Annotated in this window: 18 protein-coding genes; 11 read left to right on the forward strand and 7 right to left on the reverse strand. The window is 54.6% G+C overall.

Annotated elements, in window-relative coordinates:
- Positions 1–435: 435 nt before the first annotated feature.
- Positions 436–687 (reverse strand): WGR domain-containing protein, encoded by a 252-nt coding sequence (locus ACXAH8_RS20375; RefSeq protein ID WP_475220397.1) that lies wholly within the window; start codon positions 685–687, stop codon positions 436–438.
- A gap of 1,124 nt (positions 688–1,811) precedes the next feature.
- On the opposite strand from ACXAH8_RS20375, the gene ACXAH8_RS20380 reads away from it, so the two are divergent.
- Both ACXAH8_RS20380 and ACXAH8_RS20385 read left to right on the forward strand, forming a co-directional pair.
- Positions 1,812–5,294: a phospholipase D family protein gene (locus ACXAH8_RS20380; RefSeq protein ID WP_475220398.1), complete on the forward strand. Its 3,483-nt coding sequence runs from the start codon at positions 1,812–1,814 to the stop codon at positions 5,292–5,294.
- Between the two features lie 153 nt (positions 5,295–5,447).
- Positions 5,448–6,248 (forward strand): DUF3800 domain-containing protein, encoded by an 801-nt coding sequence (locus ACXAH8_RS20385; RefSeq protein ID WP_475220399.1) that lies wholly within the window; start codon positions 5,448–5,450, stop codon positions 6,246–6,248.
- Between the two features lie 253 nt (positions 6,249–6,501).
- Here ACXAH8_RS20385 and ACXAH8_RS20390 read toward each other — a convergent pair whose 3' ends face one another.
- The 4 genes from ACXAH8_RS20390 to ACXAH8_RS20405 all read right to left on the reverse strand — a co-directional run bounded on the left by ACXAH8_RS20390 (position 6,502) and on the right by ACXAH8_RS20405 (position 10,592).
- Entirely contained in the window at positions 6,502–7,860 is a 1,359-nt protein-coding gene (locus ACXAH8_RS20390) for a hypothetical protein (RefSeq protein WP_475220400.1), read from the reverse strand.
- 161 nt (positions 7,861–8,021) lie between these two features.
- Complete coding sequence (locus ACXAH8_RS20395; protein WP_475220401.1) at positions 8,022–8,720, reverse strand: hypothetical protein; 699 nt, start codon at positions 8,718–8,720, stop codon at positions 8,022–8,024.
- Positions 8,721–8,776: 56 nt separating this feature from the next.
- Positions 8,777–9,373, reverse strand: a complete 597-nt coding sequence (locus ACXAH8_RS20400; RefSeq protein ID WP_475220402.1) for a hypothetical protein — start codon at positions 9,371–9,373, stop codon at positions 8,777–8,779.
- 190 nt (positions 9,374–9,563) lie between these two features.
- Entirely contained in the window at positions 9,564–10,592 is a 1,029-nt protein-coding gene (locus ACXAH8_RS20405) for a RepB family plasmid replication initiator protein (RefSeq protein ID WP_475220403.1), read from the reverse strand.
- 610 nt (positions 10,593–11,202) lie between these two features.
- On the opposite strand from ACXAH8_RS20405, the gene ACXAH8_RS20410 reads away from it, so the two are divergent.
- The gene (locus tag ACXAH8_RS20410; protein WP_475220404.1) at positions 11,203–12,405 is read left to right on the forward strand and encodes an AAA family ATPase; all 1,203 of its coding nucleotides are present in this window, start codon (positions 11,203–11,205) and stop codon (positions 12,403–12,405) included.
- The gene (locus tag ACXAH8_RS20415) at positions 12,402–13,376 is read left to right on the forward strand and encodes a ParB/RepB/Spo0J family partition protein (protein ID WP_475220405.1); all 975 of its coding nucleotides are present in this window, start codon (positions 12,402–12,404) and stop codon (positions 13,374–13,376) included. The genes ACXAH8_RS20410 and ACXAH8_RS20415 overlap by 4 nt, the downstream gene beginning before the upstream one ends.
- A 377-nt stretch (positions 13,377–13,753) precedes the next feature.
- Here the strand turns inward: ACXAH8_RS20415 and ACXAH8_RS20420 are convergent, their stop codons facing one another.
- Positions 13,754–14,809, reverse strand: coding sequence for a tyrosine-type recombinase/integrase (locus ACXAH8_RS20420; protein ID WP_475220406.1), 1,056 nt, complete (start codon positions 14,807–14,809; stop codon positions 13,754–13,756).
- 234 nt (positions 14,810–15,043) lie between these two features.
- Positions 15,044–16,075 carry a LacI family DNA-binding transcriptional regulator gene (locus ACXAH8_RS20425; protein ID WP_475220407.1) on the reverse strand — a complete coding sequence of 344 codons (1,032 nt, stop codon included), beginning with the start codon at positions 16,073–16,075 and terminating at the stop codon, positions 15,044–15,046.
- 113 nt (positions 16,076–16,188) lie between these two features.
- Here ACXAH8_RS20425 and ACXAH8_RS20430 point away from each other — a divergent pair, with 113 nt between their 5' ends.
- From ACXAH8_RS20430 to ACXAH8_RS20460, 7 genes are all read left to right on the forward strand, one after another.
- A complete protein-coding gene (locus ACXAH8_RS20430; protein WP_152459976.1) occupies positions 16,189–17,700 on the forward strand; it encodes a tripartite tricarboxylate transporter permease in 1,512 nt (503 codons plus the stop codon).
- Positions 17,697–18,152, forward strand: a complete 456-nt coding sequence (locus ACXAH8_RS20435) for a tripartite tricarboxylate transporter TctB family protein (protein WP_152459977.1) — start codon at positions 17,697–17,699, stop codon at positions 18,150–18,152. The genes ACXAH8_RS20430 and ACXAH8_RS20435 overlap by 4 nt, the downstream gene beginning before the upstream one ends.
- 43 nt (positions 18,153–18,195) lie before the next feature.
- Complete coding sequence (locus ACXAH8_RS20440; RefSeq protein WP_152459978.1) at positions 18,196–19,155, forward strand: Bug family tripartite tricarboxylate transporter substrate binding protein; 960 nt, start codon at positions 18,196–18,198, stop codon at positions 19,153–19,155.
- Between the two features lie 60 nt (positions 19,156–19,215).
- Positions 19,216–20,637, forward strand: a complete 1,422-nt coding sequence (sauS, locus tag ACXAH8_RS20445; protein WP_475220408.1) for an acylating sulfoacetaldehyde dehydrogenase — start codon at positions 19,216–19,218, stop codon at positions 20,635–20,637.
- The gene (locus ACXAH8_RS20450; RefSeq protein ID WP_152459980.1) at positions 20,634–22,145 is read left to right on the forward strand and encodes an AMP-binding protein; all 1,512 of its coding nucleotides are present in this window, start codon (positions 20,634–20,636) and stop codon (positions 22,143–22,145) included. The genes sauS and ACXAH8_RS20450 overlap by 4 nt, the downstream gene beginning before the upstream one ends.
- Before the next feature lie 299 nt (positions 22,146–22,444).
- The gene (locus ACXAH8_RS20455) at positions 22,445–23,368 is read left to right on the forward strand and encodes an IS5 family transposase (protein WP_475220409.1); all 924 of its coding nucleotides are present in this window, start codon (positions 22,445–22,447) and stop codon (positions 23,366–23,368) included.
- Positions 23,313–24,245, forward strand: a complete 933-nt coding sequence (locus ACXAH8_RS20460) for an IS5 family transposase (RefSeq protein WP_475220410.1) — start codon at positions 23,313–23,315, stop codon at positions 24,243–24,245. The genes ACXAH8_RS20455 and ACXAH8_RS20460 overlap by 56 nt, the downstream gene beginning before the upstream one ends.
- The last annotated feature ends 136 nt before the right edge of the window (positions 24,246–24,381 follow it).

Here is a 24,381-nt window from a genome sequence, read left to right on the forward strand (position 1 = left end):
CCTGCCACGTGGCGAACGCGGAGAGGGGCGAGACAGGACAAATCGACAAGAGTGGTGCGGCCCGCAGCGCAGGCGCGCGAGGACACGGTCTTGTCTATTTGTCTTGTCCGAGGGGGGAGGCCGCGCCTTCCCCCTGACGTCGGGTGGCGTTTGGCTTGTCCAAATCCCGCCTGACCCACAAAAGAAGCCAAGGGATCTTTGATCCTGCGGAAGCGCAAAAGAGATCGTCACCCGAATGGGCAGATCACAACGGCATGAACCGACCATGACCCAAAGCCCCTGCCCCGGCTCGCAAGAAACGGTTCAGGGGCTACTGCGTCAGGGAGATCATGCTGGGGTGTTCTGGGTGGAAGCCGGCGTGCCGGCTGGAACCTAGAGCCCGGTCACGAGCCGACAGGCTTGGGATTTGCCAAAGAAACAGACTGTAACCCGAAGTCACTCACCGACCGGAACATACCCTCGACGGAGCTTTTGCTTTTCGAGATTATAGAGCGCTTCACTAGCCTGGGCTTCGTCATCATACGTCACCATCATGGCTTGCCCGTTTGTGCCAATACGTCCCCAGGTACGAAGGACAGACATCTCCCCAAACAGCGTCGGCTGCAGTTCAATTCCATAGAACCGCGCCATGTTAACATTCGGGTCAACATGGATGAGGTGGACAGGTGTGGTGTCTGTCAGTTCCATGATGTGATTGTCGGCGAATTCAGCGCGACTGTCCAATGACATTGCGAAATCAATTCCTAGGAAAGGATTCTGATCCTCGGTGGCAACCAGGCCCAATCTTCATATGGGATGTTCGACAAGACTTCAGGATGACACTCATGCTCCGTTTCTCTACCAGGACCAATTGATCCGCGCGGGGAACTAAGCCGGTAAAGCATTTTACTGAGGCATAAGCCTAGTCTGGATACTCATATGCACTTAAGGTTGTTCTGATTTTTGACCAAAGGGAATTGTTGTGCGTAAGTCTTTTTCTTTAATAATCTTGGTCTTGGCTGCTTGCACAGCCGACATTCAATCGCCTGAACGACTGTCATCGCGAGTTGCACAGGCATCAACCTATGAGTTGTGTTCAGCCTACTTGTTACCTCAAACCACTTCGAGAGGTAAGCTCATGATTGAAGCTGAGTTGGCAGTCCGAGGGGTAAGCCAATGCAACTTGGGGAGTTACGGTCAAGTGAGCCTTTCGACGTTCGGAACCAAGGCCTACCAACGCTCTAGCTCCCCTTCAAACTCTGTGGCTGGAACTGACTATGATTGTGGCGATTTCTCCAGTGGGGCGGCGGCACAGAAATTCTTCTTGGCTTCCGGCGGTCCCATATCTGATCCATACAACCTGGATGGAGATGGTGACGGACTTGCTTGCGAGTGGGGCACTCAAATCAGGCGGATTTCACAATACCGCCGACCTTCTGCGGCAGTCAGAACGTCAGCATCACGTTGTTACACCGGTCCAAGAGGCGGCACCTATACGATTACAGCAAGCGGAAACAAGAATTACGCTGGCTGTTAGGATCAACAATTGAGGCATCTCGCACAGGTTTCACATAACATCCAGTTCCCAGACTTATCCTGGCTTTCAAAATGCCGCCGTTTGGTCTGCATAGGAAACTGTGGGTTTCGAACTTCTAGTGCTGCTCAATTGTCGCGGCTCAAAGAAGCACACACGAATATCCTCGAAGTACAAGTTCCGCATTGCTTTGGGCCGTAAATACGAGATGGCTCAAAGCGCCAGTTTTGTCACACTATGGAAATCAAGTACTTGGCCAATTTTCTACCGGCGATAGACTGAACTTGAGGTGACTGGAATGGCGCGCGAGCAAGCAGACAGTTTCATATCGAGATTTTTGTTCCGTAGTTCCAAGGAACGCGACCAGGAAACTGTTAGAACCGGTGCTGAAACAGCGCCAGCCATCGATGACGTTGAGGAAAACGAGCTAGTCTGGGCGACAAATGGGGAACGGCCGGTCCGAAAGCTCGTTGAGCGCATTCTGAATGGCTCAGATGCTCTCGTCGTCACCGGATACCAGGACTTCCTGTCTGCGATGTCCATCATTCTCAGTGTTCGGCCGCGAATAGCAACAGAACCTCCCAAAACGATCCGGATCATATTTGGGACAAACACCGACAACCAAAGTCGGTTGAATGGAAGTGAACGTGGGTTGTCTGAACAAGCCCGCGATTACTTTCTTGAAACACGTGGGCTTTCGCTGCGTTCACTCGACGAATTACGGGCTGTTCTAGCCTACGATGCGATCAAATCCGGCGCTATTTCTCTTCGTATTTTCGACACAGAGCTTGCTCAGGAGCGCCTTGGCCGTTCCCACGCGATGTTGCACGCAAAGCTCTTCGCCAGTGACGTCGGCGTGCTCGCGGGCAGCGCCAATTTTTCGGTTGGCGGCCTAAGTCGCAATCTTGAGTACGTCGACGATCTGCAAGCGTACCCTGATCTCGCTGCAACACGCCGCAAGGCCGCAGAAGGATTCTGGACGCTTGGCACAGATTGGACGGAACAAGCGCTCGAAATTTTGCGGGCACTTCTGAGGCCTGTGAGTGCCGAAGAAGCTCTCGCTCGCACAGTTCATGAAATGACGTCCTTTGAGCCTTGGCGCGTCGGCGGCGACGGCGCGGCTGGGCGTCCGCCGCTACCGTTTCAGGCCGATCTCGTCTACGAGGCTGCTGGCACAACATACGAACACGGGTTTGCATTCGTAGAGGCTCCAACTGGTGCCGGAAAGACCGACATCGGCAAACATCTCGCCACAGTCTTGCCGACGATGCACTCCGGTGTCGTGTTTCGACACGGCGGCGAACGCCCTGATCAAACACGAAATGGCGCGCTCGGTATTATTCCAGCAAGCGTTCTTAACAACTGGGACAAAATCAAGCCCACGAACCTCTCCCTTATCAAACATAGCCAGTTATCAAGGAAGAAGGATGATGAAGCCGAGGAGCTCGGAGAGATAAACCGAGGCGCGCGCTCGGCGGCGTCCATGATCGTCGACGAAAGCCATCGACTTAATTCTCGCTATCTCGCACCATCGCGACGTTCACTCGTCTTCGAACAGAGCCCTGCGATCTGGACATCGTGTTTGTCGGCGACACTGATGGGAAACCAGGGTTTGGACGGATTGCTCGCCTTCCATGAACGACGTGCGTCGATCTACGTGCCTCCCGAAATCACGGCAACGATCAACGACAATCTCAAACGAGGACGCGAGAGAGCATCAGAGTTGAATGCACTACGCGACTTTCGGCAGAACTTTGAGGACCGTCAGCGGTCTGGCATGGATGACATGTTCCTGTCTGAAGCAGACCTCGCACAACCAATTGTGGAAGCCGAAGAACGACTTGCGGGCAAGCGGTTAGATCCTCGCGAAATTCAGGCCGACATGGCGGACGCACTGGCCCCCTATGTCGTTAGACGTCAGCGGCATTGCATTGGAGAATCCAAAAAACGCGGACTGGGAATCTTTGCATACCCTGAGATCGAGAGCATCCGGATCGACGCCAATCTCACGCCAGAGCAATCAGCCATCCTGGGCGAAATCAGAAAACTCGCCGAGAGCATTTCGACGGGCACCACGCTTGTGTCTGCCGACCCGAAACGAGCGGGCCACACAGAGGTCCGATTTCACGACAAGGCGCGGATCCACATTCGGAATTTCTTGGCGATCTTAAGGTCGTCGATCACCTTCGCTGAAGATGATTGGGAACGTAGACGAGCTGTGGACGCAGATGGACGCGGCCCCAAATCCATCGGCGAGAGCATGAGGCGCTCAGAACGTGAAAGTCGCGGAGGGAAGATCGCAACAATCACTATCCCACCAAAGAGCGGCGAACTCCCCCTCGACAAACGGACCACTACGCCAATTTGCGACCGCATCGGGGAACTGCTGCAGAGCTCGGAACTTGATGCAATCGATGAGCAGCGCGCCGAACATATGGCAGAGATGCTCAATCTGCATAGGCAGGTGATTTTCCTCTCTGAGCGGATTGGTGTGTTGGAGGTCTACGCACGCCTCCTTTCCTCTCGAAAGGGCTCCAAGCCCGACGTGATACTCGTGGCTGCCAATCACAAATTGGGTCCCGGAACCGGGATTACCGTCGCCCGAAATGGCGCTGAAGCCCAAGAATACCTGGCTCTCGATGGAAAGAAGGCGTCCGACGACCATCGCCGAGCCATGTTCATGACCTTTCAAATGGCAGAGGGCATCAACCTCCAGCGTGCACGTGCCCTCGGAATTGTCGGCGTGACCTCAGACATCAAAAGTATGCTTCAGGGACTTGGTCGGATTGACCGCATCGATAGTCCGCATTCCAAGATTACCTACACCACCTTCGATCTTCCTGGGCTTGTTCTGTCGTCTGACAAAAAAGGTCGCGATCGCATAGAATCCATCGCCCTGCTTTCAGGGGTCGGTGCTTCAGATCTCGCAGACGAGTATCTTGAGTTTTCTGCCGGCGACCTGACGGACCTGATCTTAGAGCAGCACAAGAAGCCACGGCCACTTCGCCGAAACAATCTCTACGATCTGGTCGAAGACATGCGGCGTAAGCTGCCAGACGATCTCCTTCAGTCCATGGAGCGCATCAAGCCTAAAAGTCTTTGGGGTGCTGAACTTTGTCTTCTCGCCGGCAAATCACCAATGACCATCATAGCGCTTGGTGGGCGCTCACCATCGCTGATCGAAGCGTCTTATCTGCCGCCACGACTGTTGGCCGTCCGCGAGATCAATGACCGCCAAGAAATCATCCGGGATCAGCCAAAAGTGACGAGGCTGCTGCGTGAGGCCTATGGTGTTACCGTTAAGTCTGGGAACCACCGGGCCCGGCCGACGGAAGCAGAGTTGAGTTCTGTGATCGAGGATCTCCAACCGACTCTGGAAGGCCTGGCACACTGGGATATCCGGCCCGAGCGAACGGTTTCACTCTTGGAGTCTTTGGATAGGTTTCTCGCGTCCGGCCCCTCAAAGAACCAGGGCTACAACCGGTTCGGGCACTTGACGCTGCCATCGCTAGAGAAACTCGCAGAATCCTGGGCCCAGGAACTCGACTCATTCTGGATTGAAGCCAAAAAGGATGTCAGCCAACGTAGCGCTGAGTGGCGAGAGATACCGGATTATCTGGGTATCGACGCGATCTATGACTTCTTTGCACGACAACCGTCAAAGACACTTTCATTGGTGCGTTCTCGGATGGAGGAATTATTCACCGCGGCGGAACAAGCGTCGCGAAACGCCAACACTCAGATTCTAGATCGGATAGCTGTAGTGTTTCGTTCAGATTAAAATTGGAATTTGTGGTTGCTATACAACGCGCGACGGCTCAAAGCCTTTTGCCCTTGATGCCAGTGCAACGCTCCTAGGAGGTCATTGACGAACCAGATATTTTTGACGCTATCTCTTTGCCAATCTTCTGCCGAATATTGTAACCTGCAATCAATGTCTGACTTCAGCAAATACATTATCTATGTGGATGAGAGTGGCGACGCCAATTGGAAAGCCACACCCGAGTTTCCGCTACTTTGCGTCAACTACTGTATGTTCGAGAAAGAGCATTATCTCAATGAGTTGATCCCACGCTTCAATCGTTTGAAGTTCAAGTATTGGGGCAGCGACAACATCATTCTGCACGAGCGAGATTTACGCAAATCTGACAAAATCAAGGACCCTGCCGTTAGATCAAAGTATGAGCGTTTAAAGGGTGACCGGCGCCGCGATTTTATGGACGAGCTAACGGATTTGATGAGCGATGCACAATTTCGTTGTTTCTGTGTCGTGATCGACAAGCCCAAAGTACCAGATCGTCATAAGTCTTTCGACCCTTACCACATTAGCCTGTCGAGGGGATTCAGGCAGATCGAATACTATCTGAAGATCCATGATCCTGACGAGCTGTCTAAAGAACTTCATGTCGTATTCGAGGCCCGCGGTCGGGACGATGACGCCGCCCTAAGTAAGGCTTATAAACAGGTTTCGGTTCAGGGTTCATTGTTGGGCCCGGTTGCAGCTTATGATTTTTCAAACTTCCGACTTGAGTTGATGGACAAGAAAAGTAACTCCACGGGCCTCCAGATCGCCGATCTAACTGCGCGGCCCATCGGAAATCACTATCTTCATTCGTCTGGACAAAAATCAGCAACGGACCAACGTGCTATCAGTGTCTTGCTAGAAAAGCTGCATTTTTGCAGAGGCACGAAGTGTGAAATTGGGCAATATGATGTGTTTCACGAGGGCCTTTAAAATCCAAAGGCGAGCCTTGGCTCGCCAATGAACGGACGGTTAGACCATCCCTTTACTGGTTTAAATATAGTCAAATAAGTGAACTATTCAAGAACGCGATGACGAAGTTAGCACGCATGATCCTGATTTTAGCTGATGCGATACATCCAAGAACCGTACCCGTTGCAAGTTATTGGCAAATAGCAGTTTGAGCAGAGGTTGTGGACGGTCGATTCCACTCAATGAGTTAGAGAAGCGCGCTCAATCGTTTCCCTCAGCCCTCAAAGTCCTCTGCATCCTCTGCAATGGCATCAATGGACACGTCCTCAGCAGTTGGCTTGTCCTGCTTGATCCGCGGCGCCGCCTTCTTCCATACAGACAGATTGGCGCCGACTTCGCCATAAAACAGAGGAACGACTTCCTCTAAGTCAGATATGAAGTTGGCCTGCTGAGTGAACCGTCCACCAAGGCGTTTTGATAGGAAAACGTGGAAGCCGTGTGTAACGAGGTGGTCCTTGCCTTCTTGGCAGATATCAATGTCTTCCCGTAGATCCGAGACCAAATGCTGTGTCGGCTCGCTAGCGCCGGGCCAAAGCAACCGTACATAAAGGCCTTCCATGCTATCGACCTTGATTTGTCGCAGCAGCCAATTCAGCCTGGCTTTGGTCGACTTCTTATCTTCAGGCGCTCGGATGGTCATTCCGACGTCAACGCACCGCCGCTTCAGATCAGCTGTAACTTCGATAGGAGCGGCCGTGTCCGGCACATCCAATGTGCATTGCAGCTGATGTTGCTCGCGAAGCATCAGCAGTTCATCCTTTTTCCGCTGCGCCGGATCATTGATGTGCTTACGCGACAGTTTTTCACTGACGGATGTTTCGACAAGGCGACTCAGGATGAGCGACAGATCACGGGTTTCCTGGTGCCAAGCGTCAATCACGATCTGCGCTTCGGGCGACCGCGCCGGAATTACACCGCCAGAGGACACCAGTTTATTCAGGTCACCCCATTCCTTGGGCATCCTATGGAAGCCCTGAACGCCAGCGCTCTCATGATTGAGGAAGCGCCTAAGCTCATTCAACAACAATAGTTGGTCCTTGTCCTCGACTTGCTCATTGCTGATCAGCAACTCGGCAGTCGTGACCACATGCATCCATGACCAGTGATACACAGGAATCTTGGATCTGCTCTTCCTGACTTCCTCGACAGGGTGAGCGGTTGGGGTGGTTGCGAATTGATTGGATATCGTGATGACGCAATCGACCCCGTTCTCTTTCGCGAGTGCGCGGTATCTTTCGACCTGCTCAGCATCGAGGGTGTTGTTCCCAACTTTAGTTTCAACAAGGGCCTTCCACTCGCGAGAGCCAACCTTCAGGACTATTAATCCGTCTGGCCGATCCTTGATTGTCTTGGACTGGTTCTTGAAAACCACCTCTGTGAACGCATGAACCTGTGCCCGTTTTCCACGCTTTTGACCCACTGATTGCAGCAATGCGGCTCCCAATTCTTCAATCTGAACCATGCAGGCCAACACGATGGACGTTGTGCGACCTTCCTTTGAAGTGGTTGAGAGAACAGGAAACAAACGGGCGGCTTCGCCTTGAGCCAGGTAATCTGGCAATTTCTCAGTCATTTAGGTGCCTACAACTTGAAATTGAATGTCATGTCTCAAATAGACAGTCGCATAGGCATTCCGTCAAGATTGCAGTCAATCCCGGATGTTAAGAGGCAGTCCACTGCCTCGGGCCTCTGACTGAGCATCCAACCTCTGGTCGCGCGTAGTCGTAACACCCTTTAGTTCCGAATCTTCTCCAGCAATTCATGATAGGAAAACTCGAAACCCACGACCTGACCAAACAAAAGCGAAAGCAAAATAAGGCCAGCTGAAAAGCCCGAGAAAACGGTCATGAAAAAAACCGGCATCCACACGGAGAGAACGCGCAACATTTTCTTTTGGTGTTTGGTTTCAAATGCGATGGCGGCCGCGACTTTGTCTTCCCTAGTGTCGTATTCCGCGTTCAACACCGCGCCCATTCTTTGCACCAGCCTTGCATTAACCATCGAGATGCCCAACGTCCATGCAACGAACAGCATTAGCGATGTACCCAACAAAGCGGCGATCAGGACTGTATCCCATGTTGCCAAGTTGTCTTTGGTGAAGGTCCATATTGCAAAGAAACCGGCGTATCCTAGGGTTACGATAATGTTGTTGTAGGCTGCTGCTTTGTCGAACATCTGAGATTGCATAGCCACAATCCGTTGCTCCAGACTTTCTTGTAAGCGCTCTTCAGCCGCCACCAAATATTCATGTCCATCGATCCATCTTTGGTTTTCGAGCATCCGTATCGCGAACCGTTCGTCGCTGATTTCTCGGGCGAGCTTGTGGACGCCAATGCGTTCCAGATACTGAACTAGTGCCTCTAAGTCACGGTCAACTTCCTCAATAGTCCTGCCGTCAATGTCTTTTCTTTGCTTGTATTCTTGTTCGTCCATTACTGTTTCGACCTCAATTCTTAGGCTCCATCAAATCTATCTGAAGCAGTCTTTTTCTATTGGGAAAGGTCGCCGTACAGGCAGAATACCGGCCAATGGGATACCCCCCTTCCGGGTTCATATTCAAATAGTAAAAAGGCGCTGTTGATGCTCGGGTGTTTTTTGATCTGAATATCGGCAAGCCACTCTTCAGCCTGTGTTGAGTCTAGCCAGGGTTCCGCAGTGTGGATTAGCAGTACATCGACACAAATGCTCCGCTTCGAATAAGCAACACCTTTCTTAGCTATTAGCTGCTCCAACTTAGATACGAGTCGGTCTTTCGACCATTGCATATCCAGAAACAGCTCGCCGCAATTTGGGTTCTCGTCTTGGGTAGCTCGGCGCTTGTGGTCACTTTCAACCATCTGGACCAATTCGACACCAAGTTGTAGTCCGTCGACTTTCACAAAACAGTCTGGCGGGTCCATCGAATTAGATTTTAGTTCGCGTGCCCGAATGCCGAACTCTGCTTCGACAGACCTAACCCACTCGGCGGCTGTGCTCAGTTCGACAATGGCTTTTTCTTCATCGGTTTCTGCATTGAATACACCTGCATAGCCATGCCCTTTGTTGAAGTTTTTGATCCAAGTTTCATACTGATCTTCATCACTCATTTCTGAGACCTCACACCCGAGCCATCACCATTATCTGCTAAGAATACGGCTCCGGCAGACACCAATGCGGACTGGGGAGCTTCTGTATTAAAGGTTTGATTCCGTCTCCTCGGCCTAACCGCTCTTGCTCGTTTGCATAATGATGAGCTGATGGCCAATCTCATCTGTTTGCTATCAGCTAAAAGGAATCCTAAATCGGGTTGGCTTCAGCAAATTTCCGAATGTATGCGAGAAATGCACGGTCGGGGTCTTTGGGTGGTTCCATTCTTGCTGACCAGTCACGCCATTGGCCCTCAATGTAGTAGATGTCATACCCTGGATGGCGCAGACGAGCAGTCTCGTAGGTTTCGGTTTTTAAAGCGTCACCTCGTTTTTCCAGCCAGGCCGGACGCGGCTTGATACTTGGGATAACAGGTATTTGAACTTTCTCTTCCTGTTCTTGAGCTTTCGCCTTACGTCCAACGGACGAAAACTTTAGAGCGCGTTCCGCAGCCCCCTGCCCTTCTCCGTCCTTTTTCCACCAGCGCAATTCAACGTGGGTCACACGGCGCCCGGTCTTTATTGGATCGATCTCTACCATGTAATCCGACAGCGCATTGACTTCAGCAATTGCTGGTTCGATCGCGCGTAGCTTCAGGTTGCTCCAGTTGGTTAGCTTACCCTTTGGTACACCTAGAATGCCGCGCAGATCATCGACAGAAAACTTCTCTGATGAACGCCAGCGAAGATTGCCGCGCTTTTGCACGATCTCGTACAACGTCAGCGCATATTTCGAACTCAGTGCGAACATGATCTCTCGCTGTAAACGGGCAAAAACTGTCGAATTGGTAATAATTTTGCGCAACCGCGCTGGGATCTCGTATTCAATTAGCCCATCGCTTCGCGCTGTTTCCACGTTGCCACCCAACAACTGGACCCGCTCGACCGCAGGTTCGCCATCCCATACAACTTCCACTTTCACAATGGCGGACATCAATCGCTCAATAGACTCCCCTACCCTGTCGTTCGAATTATGCGACCCACGCAGCATGGATTTCTGGATAACATGGCTGACAGGCTTGTCGATCGCATCCCAAGCGTTTTCCAAAAGCTGATTGTAGATCCGCCGATCGTTAAGCGTCAGCGGTGTTACCTCAATCACGTCTACAAGCTCACCAGGCTTGACCAGGCTTTCAGAATTTGGCCGTGCGTCCAAAGTGCGGTATGGTTTTTTTGACATGTACTGCCCAACACCTAATTATTACTTTTGTATGGCGTATGATGTAAGCATAGCCATCACTGTTGTCTCGGTCCAGCACCCAATCTGTAGTTTTTCGAATCAGTATCGAGTCTCGCGTGATTCGAAGGAGGTCTCACAAACCCCAATAAAACAAGGGTTTTTCGAATCACCTCACTCGTCCCCAAAAGTAGGATTTACGCCCGTCCCGAAATGTAAGCTTTAACCATCCGAAACGTAAGGCAAAGCACCCCAATCTGTAAGAATTTACGCCCGATATGTAAGAGCAACATATCACAAAGCATTGATTTTAAAGATATAACGATCGTATGAACAATTGAATCCAAGAATCTTGAACAAGATTGTTTTTTATATTTGGGATTTTGGGGGATTGGTACCTGACAACATCGTCAGACATCAAAATCACCCGTATTAGATGTTCTGGGTTAGAATGTTGATACTAATGACCTCCGGTTACCCTCAATTTCCGCTCCTGTGGCATTTGCCTTCGAATTTCCCTTTTTTTACGTGATCTGCCTCAAAAACCACACTTGAGCCGATTCACCATTCGGGGCATGATTCACGAAAGGCAGATTTCTACAGGACAAAACCTATGACCACCTCCCCCTTGCCCCCTGTTGGGCTGGAAGAGATTGAGCAACTATCTGATCGTGCCAGTACCGTGATGGAGCGATTGCGCGATCGAGTATTCTCCCCTGGCACGGAGAAAACGCTAAACCTAAATTTTAATGTTCGCTCCGCAGCCGAGATGGTAGGTCGATCAGAGAAGTTAATCCGTGATGCTGAAGCGGACGGCCGCTTGCCTGAGCCGGAAAAAGACCCAGTCACTGGAAGAAGGACCGGGTACTCACTGTCTGACATAAACCGGATGCGGGAAGTGTTCGGTACATTACCTCACCGTGCAACAGATGATCCAACACTGGTTTTGTCAGTTCAGTCATTCAAAGGTGGCGTAGGAAAATCGACGGTAACGACCCATCTTGCCCAATTCCTCGCACTTAAAGGCTATAGAGTTTGCGTTATCGATTGCGACAGCCAAGCTTCAACGACTTCGATCTTTGGCCTTAATCCTGACATTGACGTGGATGAGACTGAAGATACGCTTTACCCGTTCTTTCAGCATGGTGGGCCGCAGACTCTTCATTATGCTTTACGTGCTACGTATTGGCCTGGCATTGCGCTCATCCCTGCAAACCTCGGTCTCTATGACGCTGAGTATGAATTCGCAGCTCGGATGGCCAGGGATCAAGTTTTCGTGTTGGACCGTTTGCGAGATGGGATCAGCACCATAGCCGATCAATTCGACGTAATCCTTCTGGACCCGCCGCCTGCGCTGGGAATGATTTCTCTTTCAGTGCTTAGAGCAGCAAACGCGATGGTGATCCCTGCCCCGCCGAATAATATCGACTTTGGATCTACAGCCCATTTTTTGAAGATGATGGGGGCAACGTTGAATGAACTAGCTCAACATGGCGGAGCTCGTGATTATTCATTCGTGAAGATTCTGGCCACCAAGATGAACGACAACAAGTCTGCGCACGCAGCCATTAAACGAATGATGGACGCGGTGTTTCCCCAAGACATGTTGGCCAGTGTTTTGAAGGACAGTGCCGAGATTGACAACGCTACAGCGAACTTGGGCACGGTGTACGAGATTACAGGACCTGCAGCTCGCACAGAAACCCACAAACGCTGTCGGGCATATCTGGACGCGGTGGGACGCGAGGTTGAGGTTTTGATGCGCAAAACCTGGCCCAGTCACTATGCTGCATTGCGCAAGGAGGGAGTGTTATGAGCAAGAAACATGACGCAATTTTCGATGACGTACTAAGCGGTCTCGATAACGGCACTGCCCCCAAAGCCGAACGCGCTGGCGCTCGCTTTCTAAACCGCTCTAACAGGGTTGCGGAACGGATGTCGGGGGATATCGAGGAGAAGTCCCTGAGGTGGGTTGATCCGGGGGAATGCCGTATGTGGGAGCGACATAACCGAGCGTATGAACTTCTATCTGAGGACAACTGTCGAGACCTGATTGACGGGATCCGCAGTCAGGGTCGACAAGAGTTTCCAGCTATCGTGCGCAAGACAAACGATCCAAATCAGCCGTATGAAGTGATTTGCGGTGCAAGGCGGCATTTTGCAATCAACTGGCTACGCGCCAATAACTATCCACAGTTTCGCTACTTGGTTGATGTTCGAGAGCTGACCGATGAGGAAGCTTTTAGATTGGGCGATATCGAGAACCGCGACAGAGAAGATATCTCCGACTATGAGCGTGCTCGTGACTATGCAGACGCTGTGACTCGTTACTACGGTGGTAAGCAAAAGGCGATGGCCGCACGGCTAGAAGTCAGTGAGGCTTGGCTTTCACGTTATCTGCAACTGGCCAAGTTGCCGAACGAGATCGTTGAGGCATTCCCTTCGATCCGAGAGATCAAAGAACTGCACGCCCGTACGCTAAAACCGTTTCTGGGTCGGCCTGAGGATCGTGAGATATTGCTGGAAACTGCGAGGCAGATGGCAACGGATGGGGTCAGCCGTGACGGCGTTCAGGTTATGAATGTTTTTAAGGCAGCGTTGAAACCTTCCGCTTCGACAAAAACAGATCCTGTGACTCTTCAATCATCACCCGAAAAGCCCGGGATGACTTTCAAGCGCAAAGGCAAAAAGATCGTGTTAGAGTTTCCGACCGACATACGCAAAGATGATCTACAGGAGGCCTTTTCGATCTTCTTGGACAGGCACTTTGCTACAAATCAGGATTGATTTGCTACTGTGATACTGGAAATTGCCAATTGGCAATTTCCCTGCAACGTTAGTTTTTCCAAAAAAATTGCCAATTGGCAATTTTAGCAATCTCGTCACTCAGATGTCGTTTTAACCACTCGGACTGGCTTCATCTCTGCCGGCTTAGTTGAACAGTGTGCCTAAGCCATTGGAGAGGCTTTCATCCGCTACAAGTCCGATGGCTGAAGATCAAAATTCGATCTGCCTAACCTGATTATGATTCAGAATCGCGATCACGCTGTTGAAATGAAACCAACTTATACGCAATCGAACTCTTGCCTGCGAGAACTCGGATTCGGAACAATTGGTACGGAGTAGGGCGGCCTTACGGTGGTTATTGGTTCTTCGGCAAATGCTCACCCCAACATGTCAGCCGCCGGGTTATCCGCGATGTCCACATCGTCGTAATATTTCTGCGCCTGGGCCATGGAGCGGTGCAGCGACAGGCGCATCGCGGCCTGGATCGGGGCGCCGTCCAGCGCGGCTTGCGTCAGAAAGCCGGACCGCAGCCCGTGGGGGGAGGCAAAATCCTCAGGCAATCCCGCCAGTGTCAGCCGATGCTTGACGATCTGGTAGATCGCGTCCGGGGACAGGCGGCGTTTCAGCACACGATCCGCTTTTGAGACTGGTCTGAACAGTGGCCCGTTCTTAATCTGTCCAACTTCGATCCAATGAACCAGCCCTTGGGCTGCGCGGCCTTTCAACACCAGCCGCGGCGTTTCACCTTTGGTTGTCGTCTTGGTCTCCAGCAGTGAAATCCAAACCAGGCTTTTCTCGTCGAACTCCTTCAGCGAGACGTCTTCAAACATCAACCCGGTGATCTCCGAGCGCCGTCTACCACCAGAAGCCCAACCCAGCATCAAGATGGCGCGATCACGGCAATCCCGCCGGGACCCCCGACAGGTGGCCAGCAGTTGTTCGAGGATGTCGCGGGTGATCGGGTGGGCGGATTTCGGGGCAGGGGGTCGAGCGGCGGCGCGGCGGGCTTTGGACCGAGCCTGTTTGACCTGCGGCGTGCCAAACGGGCTGGCCAGGTTCTTCATCCGATGAAAGGCCAGCCAGGAGGCGATGCGCCGATCCAGCGTTGATGGGGCAGGGCAGGCGAGGGACTTGCGCAGCCCCTGAGCAATTAGCGCTTCCGCGGTTTCACGCGCCACATCCGTTTCTGGTGCGTCATTGAGATCGCGCGCGTGATCGAGAATGAAGGCCAGCGCAGTGGTCTCGGATTCCGGCCAGTCCAGCGTCGCTGTGAACCGCGCGGATTTCCATGCGGTGACATAAATCAAATCCCGTTCATAGGCACGCAACGTGTTTTCCGGTGTGCCGCGTACATAGAGATCGGTGAGCGCGTCCTGATCTTCTGCGGAGAGGGCAGGGGAGGCGGCCGGGAGATATGGTGCAGGGGACTTCATGAGGCCCATCTTGCACCAAATTGGGGTGCAAATCAAACATACCTGATAAGCAATACTTATCGAGTGTAAAAAAGATTCGATGGCACAGCAAAAGTAACGAGCAAAAAGGCCAGTTTTTGCGCGTCACAAAATTAGAATGAAGACTTTGACGACATCCTCAGAACTCTGAAGACGACCCTGAACTTCAACGGCGGCTCCTAGTTTGGGATATGTTTCAGGTCAAAAGCGGATGCCTTAGCACGTCGGCACCGGACCTGTTGTTCCTCTGACGATGCACTCCAATTCGCAGCAGAGTCTGAAGTGTTCTGAATCGTCTGACGTAATGTATTTGGTGAATCTTTCGCCGGCGAGTTGTCCAATGGTTTCTGCCGGAATGCGAATTGTGGTGAGCCCTGGCTCAACATCCGCGGACCCCTTGAAATCTCCAATACCGATGATTGACAGGTCATTAGGAACCTTCAAGCCGAGGTTTTGGGCCGCAAACAAAGCGCCCTGTGCGATGACGTCGTTTCCGCAAAGTAAAGCGGTAGGGCGAGTACGTTCAGTCAGAAGAGATGTGGCCGCCTGCTTAGCCTGAGATATGCTGTATGGGGCTTCAGAATCACGTTCATTCGGAATGGAAATACCCTTTTCATAAAGCGCGTCACGTACGGCAGAAAGACGATTATGCGCCCGGTCATTGTCTGTGGTTTTGGGAAAGATCAGCCCAATGTCACGGTGCTCCAATGCAAGCAGGTGTTCTGCCGCAAGGCGCCCGGCCAAGCGATTGTCGGCTCCGACACACGGCAGCGGGCTGTCATTTGAGTAGTTCCATATAGCGAGCGCCGGTGTTCTCTGCTGCTTGATCAACTGAACAGTGGCTTTGGAATGCTCCAGCCCTACCAGCGCCACCCCGTCAATCCGATGCTCCAGCAGCTTGCGGACCATCGCGTATTCTCGGTCGAGATTATAACCGTGTGATGCCAGCAAAAGGGTAAACCCGGCACTGTCAATGGAATCTGAAAAGGCCTGAATGACTTCGGCAAAAATGGCGTGATTGATTGTTGGCACCACTAGGCCGATCGTGCCTGACCGTTTTCCATGCATCGTCTGAGCCGCGCGGTTGCGGATGTAGCCCAATCGCTGAACGGCCCGGTTGATCTTTTTCCGAGTCGCAGGGTTGACCAGATTGGGGTGGTTGAAGGTGCGGGAAACGGTCGAGGGTGAAACTTTAGCGGCCTTTGCAACGGCCACGATATCCACCTTATCCTTCTGAAATTTAGCCATAAAACCCTCTCGCACAGTCGATTTTATGAAAACATTTGCAATACTATTTTCATCGCCTAACCTGATTTGTCAACAACAGTAAAAGTGTGAACCGACGGGTTGGGAGGCCCTGAATGGAATTCATTTACTACTTCGGAGATGTGTTCACGCCGCTCTCGTTCCTGTTGCTTTTGGGTGGCACGATAGGCGGGTTGATCCTTGGGGCGACGCCGGGCCTGTCACCCACGATGGCGGTTGCATTGCTGATCCCGTTCACCTTCCAGCTTGAGGCCGCGCAGGGCCTGATCCTGCTAGGCGCTGCCTATACCTCGACTGTTGCGGGCGGCGCGGTCAGCGCCATTTTGCTGAAAATCCCCGGAGCGCCTGCCAATATCGCCACGACGCTGGACGGGCACACCATGGCGAAACAGGGACAGGGTGCGCGGGCGCTGCAATTGTCCTTTCTGGCCTCGGCCGTGGGTGGCATTTTTGGCGTTTTGCTTCTGATCTTCCTGACACCGGTTCTGGCGAAATGGGCGCTGGCCTTTGGTCCGTCGCACCTGTTCTGGCTGGCCATTCTGGGTGTAACGGTGATCGGAACGCTGGATTCCGCGTCGGTTGTCAAAGGGTTGCTGTCGGGTTGCATCGGGCTGTGGCTTGCGACCATCGGCTTCGACGACATCATGGGCGCGCAGCGGTTCATTTTTCATCCCGCCTTGGGCGGAGGTATCAACATCATTGCCGCCCTGATCGGACTTTTCGCAATTCCGCAGGTTCTGACGATGTTCGCCAAAGGTCGCCACAACGCCGGAGCCGAGGTCATCGAGGTGCAGCGCCACTCGATAATGGCCGCCTTCCGGGAGCTGTTCAGCCGCACGCGGGCCCTGAGCATCGGAACCCTGACAGGTTCGATCATCGGCCTGATCCCGGGTGTCGGTGGGCAGATCGCGGGCCTTGTGGCCTATGACCAGACCAAGAAGTTCTCATCCGAAAAAGACAAGTTCGGCACCGGTCATTCCGAGGGCGTCATTGCCGCGGAATCCGCCAACAATGCCATGGTCGGCCCGTCTCTGGTGCCGCTGCTGACCCTTTCGATCCCCGGAAGCCCCACCGCTGCGGTGCTGCTGGGCGGATTGCTGATCCACGGCATCTTCCCGGGATCAGACCTGTTCGACAACCACCCGGACGTGGCATGGACCTTCATCAACTCGATGCTGATCGGGCAGGTACTGATGTGCATCTTTGGCCTTTACGTTGCCGGTCTTGCGGCCCGTGTCGCGCAGGTGCCGCAATCGGTGATGGCTGCAATCGTCCTGGCGCTGTCCGTTTTCGGAGCATACTCGGTTCAGGGTTCGATGGGTGACGTCTATGTCATGGCCTGCCTGGGGATAGGCATGTTCTTTCTGGAACGGTTCGGCTTCTCCGCGGCGCCGCTGGTTTTGGGCCTGATCCTGGGACCCATCGCCGAAGCCAACTTCATTCAGGGCGGAATGATTGCTGACGCCACCGTGGGCAAGGCCGCATACTTCCTGAGTGGCGGGTTGAACCTGTTCCTGATCGCCATTGTGCTGGCCTCGGTCGCTTATTCGGTTTGGATGGAGCTGCGTCACCGTCGCTACACCACCAAAGAGGAGGCACAGGCATGAACCGTTCGCAGCATGTATTCGGATCAGGTCTTGTCTTTGCGGTCGGCCTTTGGGTGACCTGGGTCAGCTACACCCAGCAACCGGTCGAGGCGTTCCTGTTCCCGCGTCTGATCGCAACCGTTTTTGTGGTTCTGGCCGGATGGACGTTCGGCAAGGCAGTCATGGGATTGTCCAAGGTTGGCAACGGCGTCACGCGCACGATGTTTGTCAACATGCTGCCGGGTCTTATCGTGACGCTGATCTATGTGTTCTGGGCGGCCAAGTCGCTGGGCTTTTACACCGCGACGACAATCGCCTTCTTCATCCTGCTGTCGATCTATGACCCGGCGCCGCATTCGGACGTCAAAAGCTGGATCCGGCGCGGGATCATCACGGGCGTCTTCGTGGCGGTGATGTACGGCCTCTTTTCCATGCTTCTGAACGTCTACACGCCAAGGGAAATTCTGTTCTGACCGCGCAAACAGCGGAAGAACCTAATCAGGGAGGAAACGCAAAATGAAACGATTGATAGCCGGGGCGGCTTTGGCCCTCATGAGCCTGACGGGTGCGGCGGCGGCCGAGGACTATCCCGAACGGCCGATCATGATGATGGTCAGCTACGGGGCTGGCGGCGCGACGGACTTCCAGGCGCGGATCGTGACCATGACCGCCGGAAACGAGGACGCGCTGGGAATGCCCATCGCCATCATCAACAAGCCCGGCGCGGGTGGCCGCGTGGGCTGGAACTGGTTCGCCACGCAGGCGGATGCAGACGGCTATACGCTGGCGGCCTACAATGTTCCGCATTTCATCGCCCAGTCTATCAAGGGTGGCGTGGAATATTCGACCGACAGTTTCGAACCTATCGCGAACTGGGGTGCGGATCCGGCGGTATTTGTCGTGGGCGCCGACAGCCCGTTCAACTCGATGCAGGATGTCATTGCCTATGCCAAGGAAAACCCGGGCAAGCTGACGGTATCCGGTGCCGGATTGTTTGTGGGCCACCACATCGCGGCGCTGCAAATCGACAAGGCAGCCGGAACCAAGATGGCCTATATCCCGACCAAGGGTGGCGGCGCGGCGGCCATGAAGGCCGTGATTGCCGGTGAGGTTATGGGCGGCATCAACAACCTGTCCGACGCATTCCGCGCGCAGGAAGCGGGCAATGTCAAAATTCTGGGTGTCGCCGATCTTGAACGCAACGCGTTCCTGCCGGATGTTCCAACGATGATGGAACAGGGGCTGGACGTGGACAACTCGTCGGTCAATTTCCGGGGTGTGATGGTGCCAAAAGGAACACCGCCCGAAGTGATTGAAAAGCTGGCCGCGACAGTACCTGAGATGTTTGCCAATTCGCGTGTCGCCAAGAAGATGGAGGCCGGCGGGTCGCCCATGCACATCATGACCCGTGACGAGGTGATAGAGATGTGGGGCCAGCGTCAACAAACACTGAACGAACTGCTGGCCGGTCTCTGACCCGGACATTCTAAAACGGGGCGGAACAGGTCCGCCCCGGTCAATCTATCGAGGACCAAGATGAACGCTCAGGACGGGATTGCCCCCGAAATTGCCGAAGTGGACCGGATCGTCGAACGGGCGCGTGCCGCTCAGTCTGCTTTCGAAGCCAGTGGTAGTCAGGCGCTATATGACAAAGCGGCACTTGCAGCGGGATGGGCCATCATGGAACCGGAACGCAACCGGGCCCTTGCCGAACTGGCCGTGGAAACCACCGGCCTGGGTAACGTGCCCGACAAGATCACCAAGAACCACCGCAAGACGCTCGGGTTGCTGCGCGATATAGCCGACGCCAATACGCACGGGATTATCAGCGATGATCCGGCAACAGGTATCACCGAGATCGCGCGCGCCATCGGCGTGATTGGTGCGGTTGTGCCGTCGACCAACCCTGCCGCGACGCCGGCCAACAACATCATCAACGCACTCAAGGGCGGCAATGCCATCGTGGTGGCGCCGTCCCCCAAAGGTGTTGCGTCCTGCGAAATGCTGCTTGACTACATTCATGCCGAATTCGACAAGCTTGGGCTTAATCGCGATCTGGTGCAGATGCTGCCTGCGCCCGGGTCAAAGGCCAAGACACAACGGTTGATGGAGGCTGTTGACCGGGTGATCTGCACCGGCAGCCAAAACAATGTTCATCGCGCACAATCCTGCGGTACGCCGGCGGTGGCCGTTGGGGCTGGCAATGTCACGGTGATTGTCGACGAGACTGCCGATCTGCAGGCCGCAGCGGCCAAGATCACGGCCTCGAAGTGTTTCGACAACGCGACCTCCTGCTCGTCCGAAAATGCCGTCGTTGTGGTGGACGCGGTCTATGACGATTTTGTCACTGCGATGACTGCCGAGGGCGGCGCGCTGGTTCCGGCCTCTGACGAAGCAGGGATCGTTTTGCGGCTTTGGCCGGACGGGCACCTCAACCGGTCAGCCATCGCTCAGGACGCCGACAAGATGCTTGAGGCGCTGGGGGTGGCCGGGAAAGTCCCCGAAGGCACCAAGTTTCTGGCGGTTGAAACCGACGGGATTGGCCCCGATCACCCCCTGTCCGGGGAGAAGCTAAGCCGGGTTCTGGCCCTGTACCGTGCCTCGGACTATGCCGCCGCTAAAGCCACCGCAGCGCGCGTTCTGGCCCATCAGGGGGCCGGGCATTCGGTCGGCATTCACACCAGCGACGACGCGCGCGCGGTCGAGCTTGGTCGCGAGCTGCCGACCTGCAGGGTCATAGTCAATCAGGCGCATACATTTGCCACCGGTGGCAGCTTTAACAATGGCATGCCCTTTTCGCTTTCTATGGGATGCGGCAGCTGGGGCGGAAACTCAATCGATACCAACCTGCATTGGCGGCACTTTGTCCAAACCACCAAAATCGTGCGTGAAATAGCCCCCCGCGAACCCGCGCTAGAGGATGTTTTCGGTGCGTATTGGCAGGAGGCCGGGCAATGATGGAACCGCCAAAAGGCACAGTCCGCGACTGGCTGGACCAGAGGGCCGATCAGGGCGGAACCGGGTTTGTGTTCCCCGATGGCGCGCCGAATCTAAGCTGGGCGGAACTGCGCAACTCGTCCCGAAACGTGGCAAGCATGTTGACCCAGCTAGGCGTGCAAAAAGGTGAAAGCGTCGCCCTAGTGTATCCCAACTGCCGCGAGGCGCTGATTGCTTTGTTCGGCGTTCTGTGTGGTGGGTTCCGGGCAACCATGATCAATCTTGTTGCGGGCGACAGTGCCGTGGCCTACGCACTTGAACACAGCGGCGCGCGCTTTGCCTTTGTGCACCCGGATCAAAACGCGTTGTTTGACCGAACCGCCGACCCTTCAGCAACCACGGCTTTGCAAGTCACCGACGCCGGTGACGCCACTGCCGAGCTTTATGACCTGATGCCTGACGATCACGCCCTGCTCATGTACACGTCAGGCACGACCGGCCGTCCCAAAGGTGTCGTTCACACCCATTCCAGCCTGTTGGCTGGCGGCTGGACCACCGCCGTCGCGCACGAGCTGTCAGACGTGGACCGTGGCTTTTGCGTTTTGCCGATCTACCACATCAACGGGCTTTGCGTGACTGTGATGGGAACGCTCGTCTCGGGCGGATCGCTGGCCATGTGCGAACGGTTTTCGGCCAGCCGGTTCTGGGACAACGTCCGGAAAACGCAGGCGACGTGGTTTTCGGTGGTCCCGACCATCATCTCTCATCTGCTGCATTCCGACACCAACCCGGATGCCCAGACGCGACAGCAGTTGCGGTTCGGGCGGTCCGCGTCCTCCGCGCTGGCCCCTGATGTGCAACGCGCATTTGAAGAGCGGTTCGAGGTTCCCATTGTCGAAACGATGGGGCTTACGGAAACCGCAGCGCAGATCCTGTCGAACCCCCTTCCGCCGGGCGTGCGTAAGATCGGCTCACCAGGTGTTGCGTTTGGAAATGACGCCGCGATTCTGGACCTAAACCAGCAACCGGTTCCACATGGGACCGAGGGTGAACTGGTCATACGCGGACCTAATGTCATGCTTGAATACCTCAAGAACCCGGATGCGACTGCAGGAACGTTTACAGCCGACGGCTGGCTGCGTACGGGTGACCTCGCGCGTATGGATGAGGATGGGTATGTCTATGTCACCGGTCGCCTGAAAGAACTGATCATCAAAGGCGGGGAAAACATCGCCCCGCGTGAGATCGACGAGGCACTGTACTCCCATCCCGATGTTGTCGAAGCTGCAGCTTTTGCGCGCCCCTGTCGCAGCTATGGTGAAACTGTCGAGGCCGCCGTCAAAATCCGGGACGGATCCGAGCTGACGTCGCTGACCCTATTGCAGATTTGTGAAACCAAGCTGGGCCGTTTCAAATCTCCCGACGAAGTTCATATCTTGCCGGATCTTCCCAAAGGTCCATCGGGGAAAATCCAAAGGAACAGAATACTCGAGATCGTTAGCGAGAAGTTCGAAAAGGCCAAGCCTTAGACGCTCTTGACCGTTTTTGTTATCAAAGTTCTTCGTGTGCTTTAATCAAAAAAGCAAGCCGACGACGGTCAATCCGTGTTTCAACGCTGGGCAGATAAGTGAAACACCGGAGAAATAGTGCCGCTCAGCGCCCTGCCGAAGGTCGAATGGTTACGTGATGCCACGTGACTTGTTGACGGGTGTATCTTGATGGTGAATGGGCCGATCTCATCTTCGCGTTCATGAACGTCAGACATCTTGTTGCACGGATCCGAAATTTTGGTCAGTAAGCAGGCACTCTTTCCGGAAGGTTGCCCTGAATGCCGCACAAGTACAATGCCACGCGCCGAGACAGGTTCCCGAAGGCGAAGTATCGGGTGACCAACTGGTCGGAATACAATGAGGCGCTGCGGTGTCGTGGGGATGTGACGATCTGGTTTGAAGAGGGTGCTGCCGGGAAATGGAGGGCACCGAAGCGCAAGGCCCGCGGTGGTCGGGCGAGATATTCCGACTTTGCGATCGAAGTTTGCCTGACCCTTGGGCTGATCTTTCACCAACCTCTGCGGCAGACGCAGGGCTTCGCCCGCTCGCTCCTCAAGTTGATGGATCTGGATCTGCCGGTGCCGGATTTCTCGACGCTGTCGCGCAGGGGAACTGGCATTTCTGTGGAAGACACCAGGCAGCAATCAAACGGGCCGCTTACCCTGATCGTGGACAGCACGGGGTTGAAAATCCATCGCGGCTCGGGCTGGCAAGAAGCCAAGCACGGGGCGGGAAAGACCCGCAAATCCTGGCGCAAGCTGCATGTGGGATTTGATCCGGATAGCGGTGAGATTGTCGCCTCAACGCTGACCACCGAGCATGTTGGCGATGAGACCGCGTTGCCGGATCTGATCAACGGGATCGAAACCCCCGTCGCCCGATTTCTTGCTGACGGTGCCTATGACGGCCTCGGTGTTTCTGAGTGTCTGGCCAAGTCCTTCGGGCTGGATGTCGAGATCATCATCCCACCGCCCACAAACGCCGTTCCGGGCCTGAGCGACCAGCGCGATGCTCATATCGAGCACATCGCCACCCACGGGCGAATGGCCTGGCAATCCCAGAGCGGTTACAACGTCCGCGCGGCTTTGTTGCGCAAAGGCTGGGTGAGGGATTCATCTCGTGAATCCAGCGTGGTAGCTGGTCTGCATGAGCAGACCTATCCCGCCGAGCTACAAGACCAAGAACTGGCCAGCCTACAATGAAGCCCTCAAGCAGCGTGGCTCCCTGACGATCTGGTTTGATCCGGACATGGTCTGGGTGCCGCCGCCGACCGGTAAGCAAGGCCGGCAGCCGCAGTATAGCGACGCTGCGATCCAGACATGCCTGACGATGAAGGTCCTCTTCGGCATGGCCCTCAGGCAGACCACGGGCTTCGTGGAGAGCCTGCTGCGCCTGGTCGGCCTCGACTGGTCGGTGCCGGATTTCAGCACGCTGAGCAGGCGTCAGAAGACCCTCGCGGTTTCCATCCCCTATCGCGGCTCGCAAGGTCCCCTGAACCTTCTGATCGACAGCACCGGCATCAAGGCGGAGGGCGAAGGCGAATGGCATGCCCGCAAGCATGGCGGCGCGAAACGCCGTCTCTGGCGCAAGATCCACATCGGCGTCGACGAACAGACGCTGGAGATCCGCGCCATCGAAATCACCGGTAGCAACATCGGCGATGCGCCCATGCTGCCTGAACTACTCAGCCAGATCCCGGTCGATGTCGAGATCGCCTCGGTCACCGCAGACGGGGCGTATGACACGCGCAAATGCCACAACGCCATCGCAGACCGGGGTGCCCACGCCGTCATCCCGCCGCGCAAGAACGCAAAACCGTGGAAGCCATCGACAGCAGGCGCTATCGCCCGCAACGAGGCGCTGCGCGCCTCGAAATACCTTGGCCGTGCCATCTGGCGAAAATGGAGCGGATACCACCGCCGCAGTCGCGCCGAAACGAAGATGCACTGCGTGAAGCTGTTGGGGCAGAGCCTCATGGCGCGCGACTTCGGGCGTCAGGTCGCCGAACTCCAGATCCGCGCAGCCGTCCTGAACGGCTACACCGCGCTCGGCATACCGGTCACAGAGCCCACAGGATAAGTGCGTCCGGGGAAAGGGGAAGTCCGGGCTTCAGGCTCTTTGCGCAACAAAGCCCTTTTGTATGTTCATATCGAACGCCATAGCTGTGCTCAGCAATTTCAGCTCGAGGCATCCACCGAATGTCAAAACCGTTGGT

This window comes from Ruegeria sp. ABV3_008, assembly GCF_056161185.1.

Bases quoted from the DNA above. Each gene is read 5' to 3' on its own strand.
- ACXAH8_RS20375 (WP_475220397.1), bottom strand. From the start codon at position 687: ATGGAACTGACAGACACCACACCTGTCCACCTCATCCATGTTGACCCG.
- ACXAH8_RS20380 (WP_475220398.1), top strand. From the start codon at position 1,812: ATGGCGCGCGAGCAAGCAGACAGTTTCATATCGAGATTTTTGTTCCGT.
- ACXAH8_RS20385 (WP_475220399.1), top strand. From the start codon at position 5,448: ATGTCTGACTTCAGCAAATACATTATCTATGTGGATGAGAGTGGCGAC.
- ACXAH8_RS20390 (WP_475220400.1), bottom strand. From the start codon at position 7,860: ATGACTGAGAAATTGCCAGATTACCTGGCTCAAGGCGAAGCCGCCCGT.
- ACXAH8_RS20395 (WP_475220401.1), bottom strand. From the start codon at position 8,720: ATGGACGAACAAGAATACAAGCAAAGAAAAGACATTGACGGCAGGACT.
- ACXAH8_RS20400 (WP_475220402.1), bottom strand. From the start codon at position 9,373: ATGAGTGATGAAGATCAGTATGAAACTTGGATCAAAAACTTCAACAAA.
- ACXAH8_RS20405 (WP_475220403.1), bottom strand. From the start codon at position 10,592: ATGTCAAAAAAACCATACCGCACTTTGGACGCACGGCCAAATTCTGAA.
- ACXAH8_RS20410 (WP_475220404.1), top strand. From the start codon at position 11,203: ATGACCACCTCCCCCTTGCCCCCTGTTGGGCTGGAAGAGATTGAGCAA.
- ACXAH8_RS20415 (WP_475220405.1), top strand. From the start codon at position 12,402: ATGAGCAAGAAACATGACGCAATTTTCGATGACGTACTAAGCGGTCTC.
- ACXAH8_RS20420 (WP_475220406.1), bottom strand. From the start codon at position 14,809: ATGAAGTCCCCTGCACCATATCTCCCGGCCGCCTCCCCTGCCCTCTCC.
- ACXAH8_RS20425 (WP_475220407.1), bottom strand. From the start codon at position 16,075: ATGGCTAAATTTCAGAAGGATAAGGTGGATATCGTGGCCGTTGCAAAG.
- ACXAH8_RS20430 (WP_152459976.1), top strand. From the start codon at position 16,189: ATGGAATTCATTTACTACTTCGGAGATGTGTTCACGCCGCTCTCGTTC.
- ACXAH8_RS20435 (WP_152459977.1), top strand. From the start codon at position 17,697: ATGAACCGTTCGCAGCATGTATTCGGATCAGGTCTTGTCTTTGCGGTC.
- ACXAH8_RS20440 (WP_152459978.1), top strand. From the start codon at position 18,196: ATGAAACGATTGATAGCCGGGGCGGCTTTGGCCCTCATGAGCCTGACG.
- sauS (WP_475220408.1), top strand. From the start codon at position 19,216: ATGAACGCTCAGGACGGGATTGCCCCCGAAATTGCCGAAGTGGACCGG.
- ACXAH8_RS20450 (WP_152459980.1), top strand. From the start codon at position 20,634: ATGATGGAACCGCCAAAAGGCACAGTCCGCGACTGGCTGGACCAGAGG.
- ACXAH8_RS20455 (WP_475220409.1), top strand. From the start codon at position 22,445: ATGCCGCACAAGTACAATGCCACGCGCCGAGACAGGTTCCCGAAGGCG.
- ACXAH8_RS20460 (WP_475220410.1), top strand. From the start codon at position 23,313: ATGAGCAGACCTATCCCGCCGAGCTACAAGACCAAGAACTGGCCAGCC.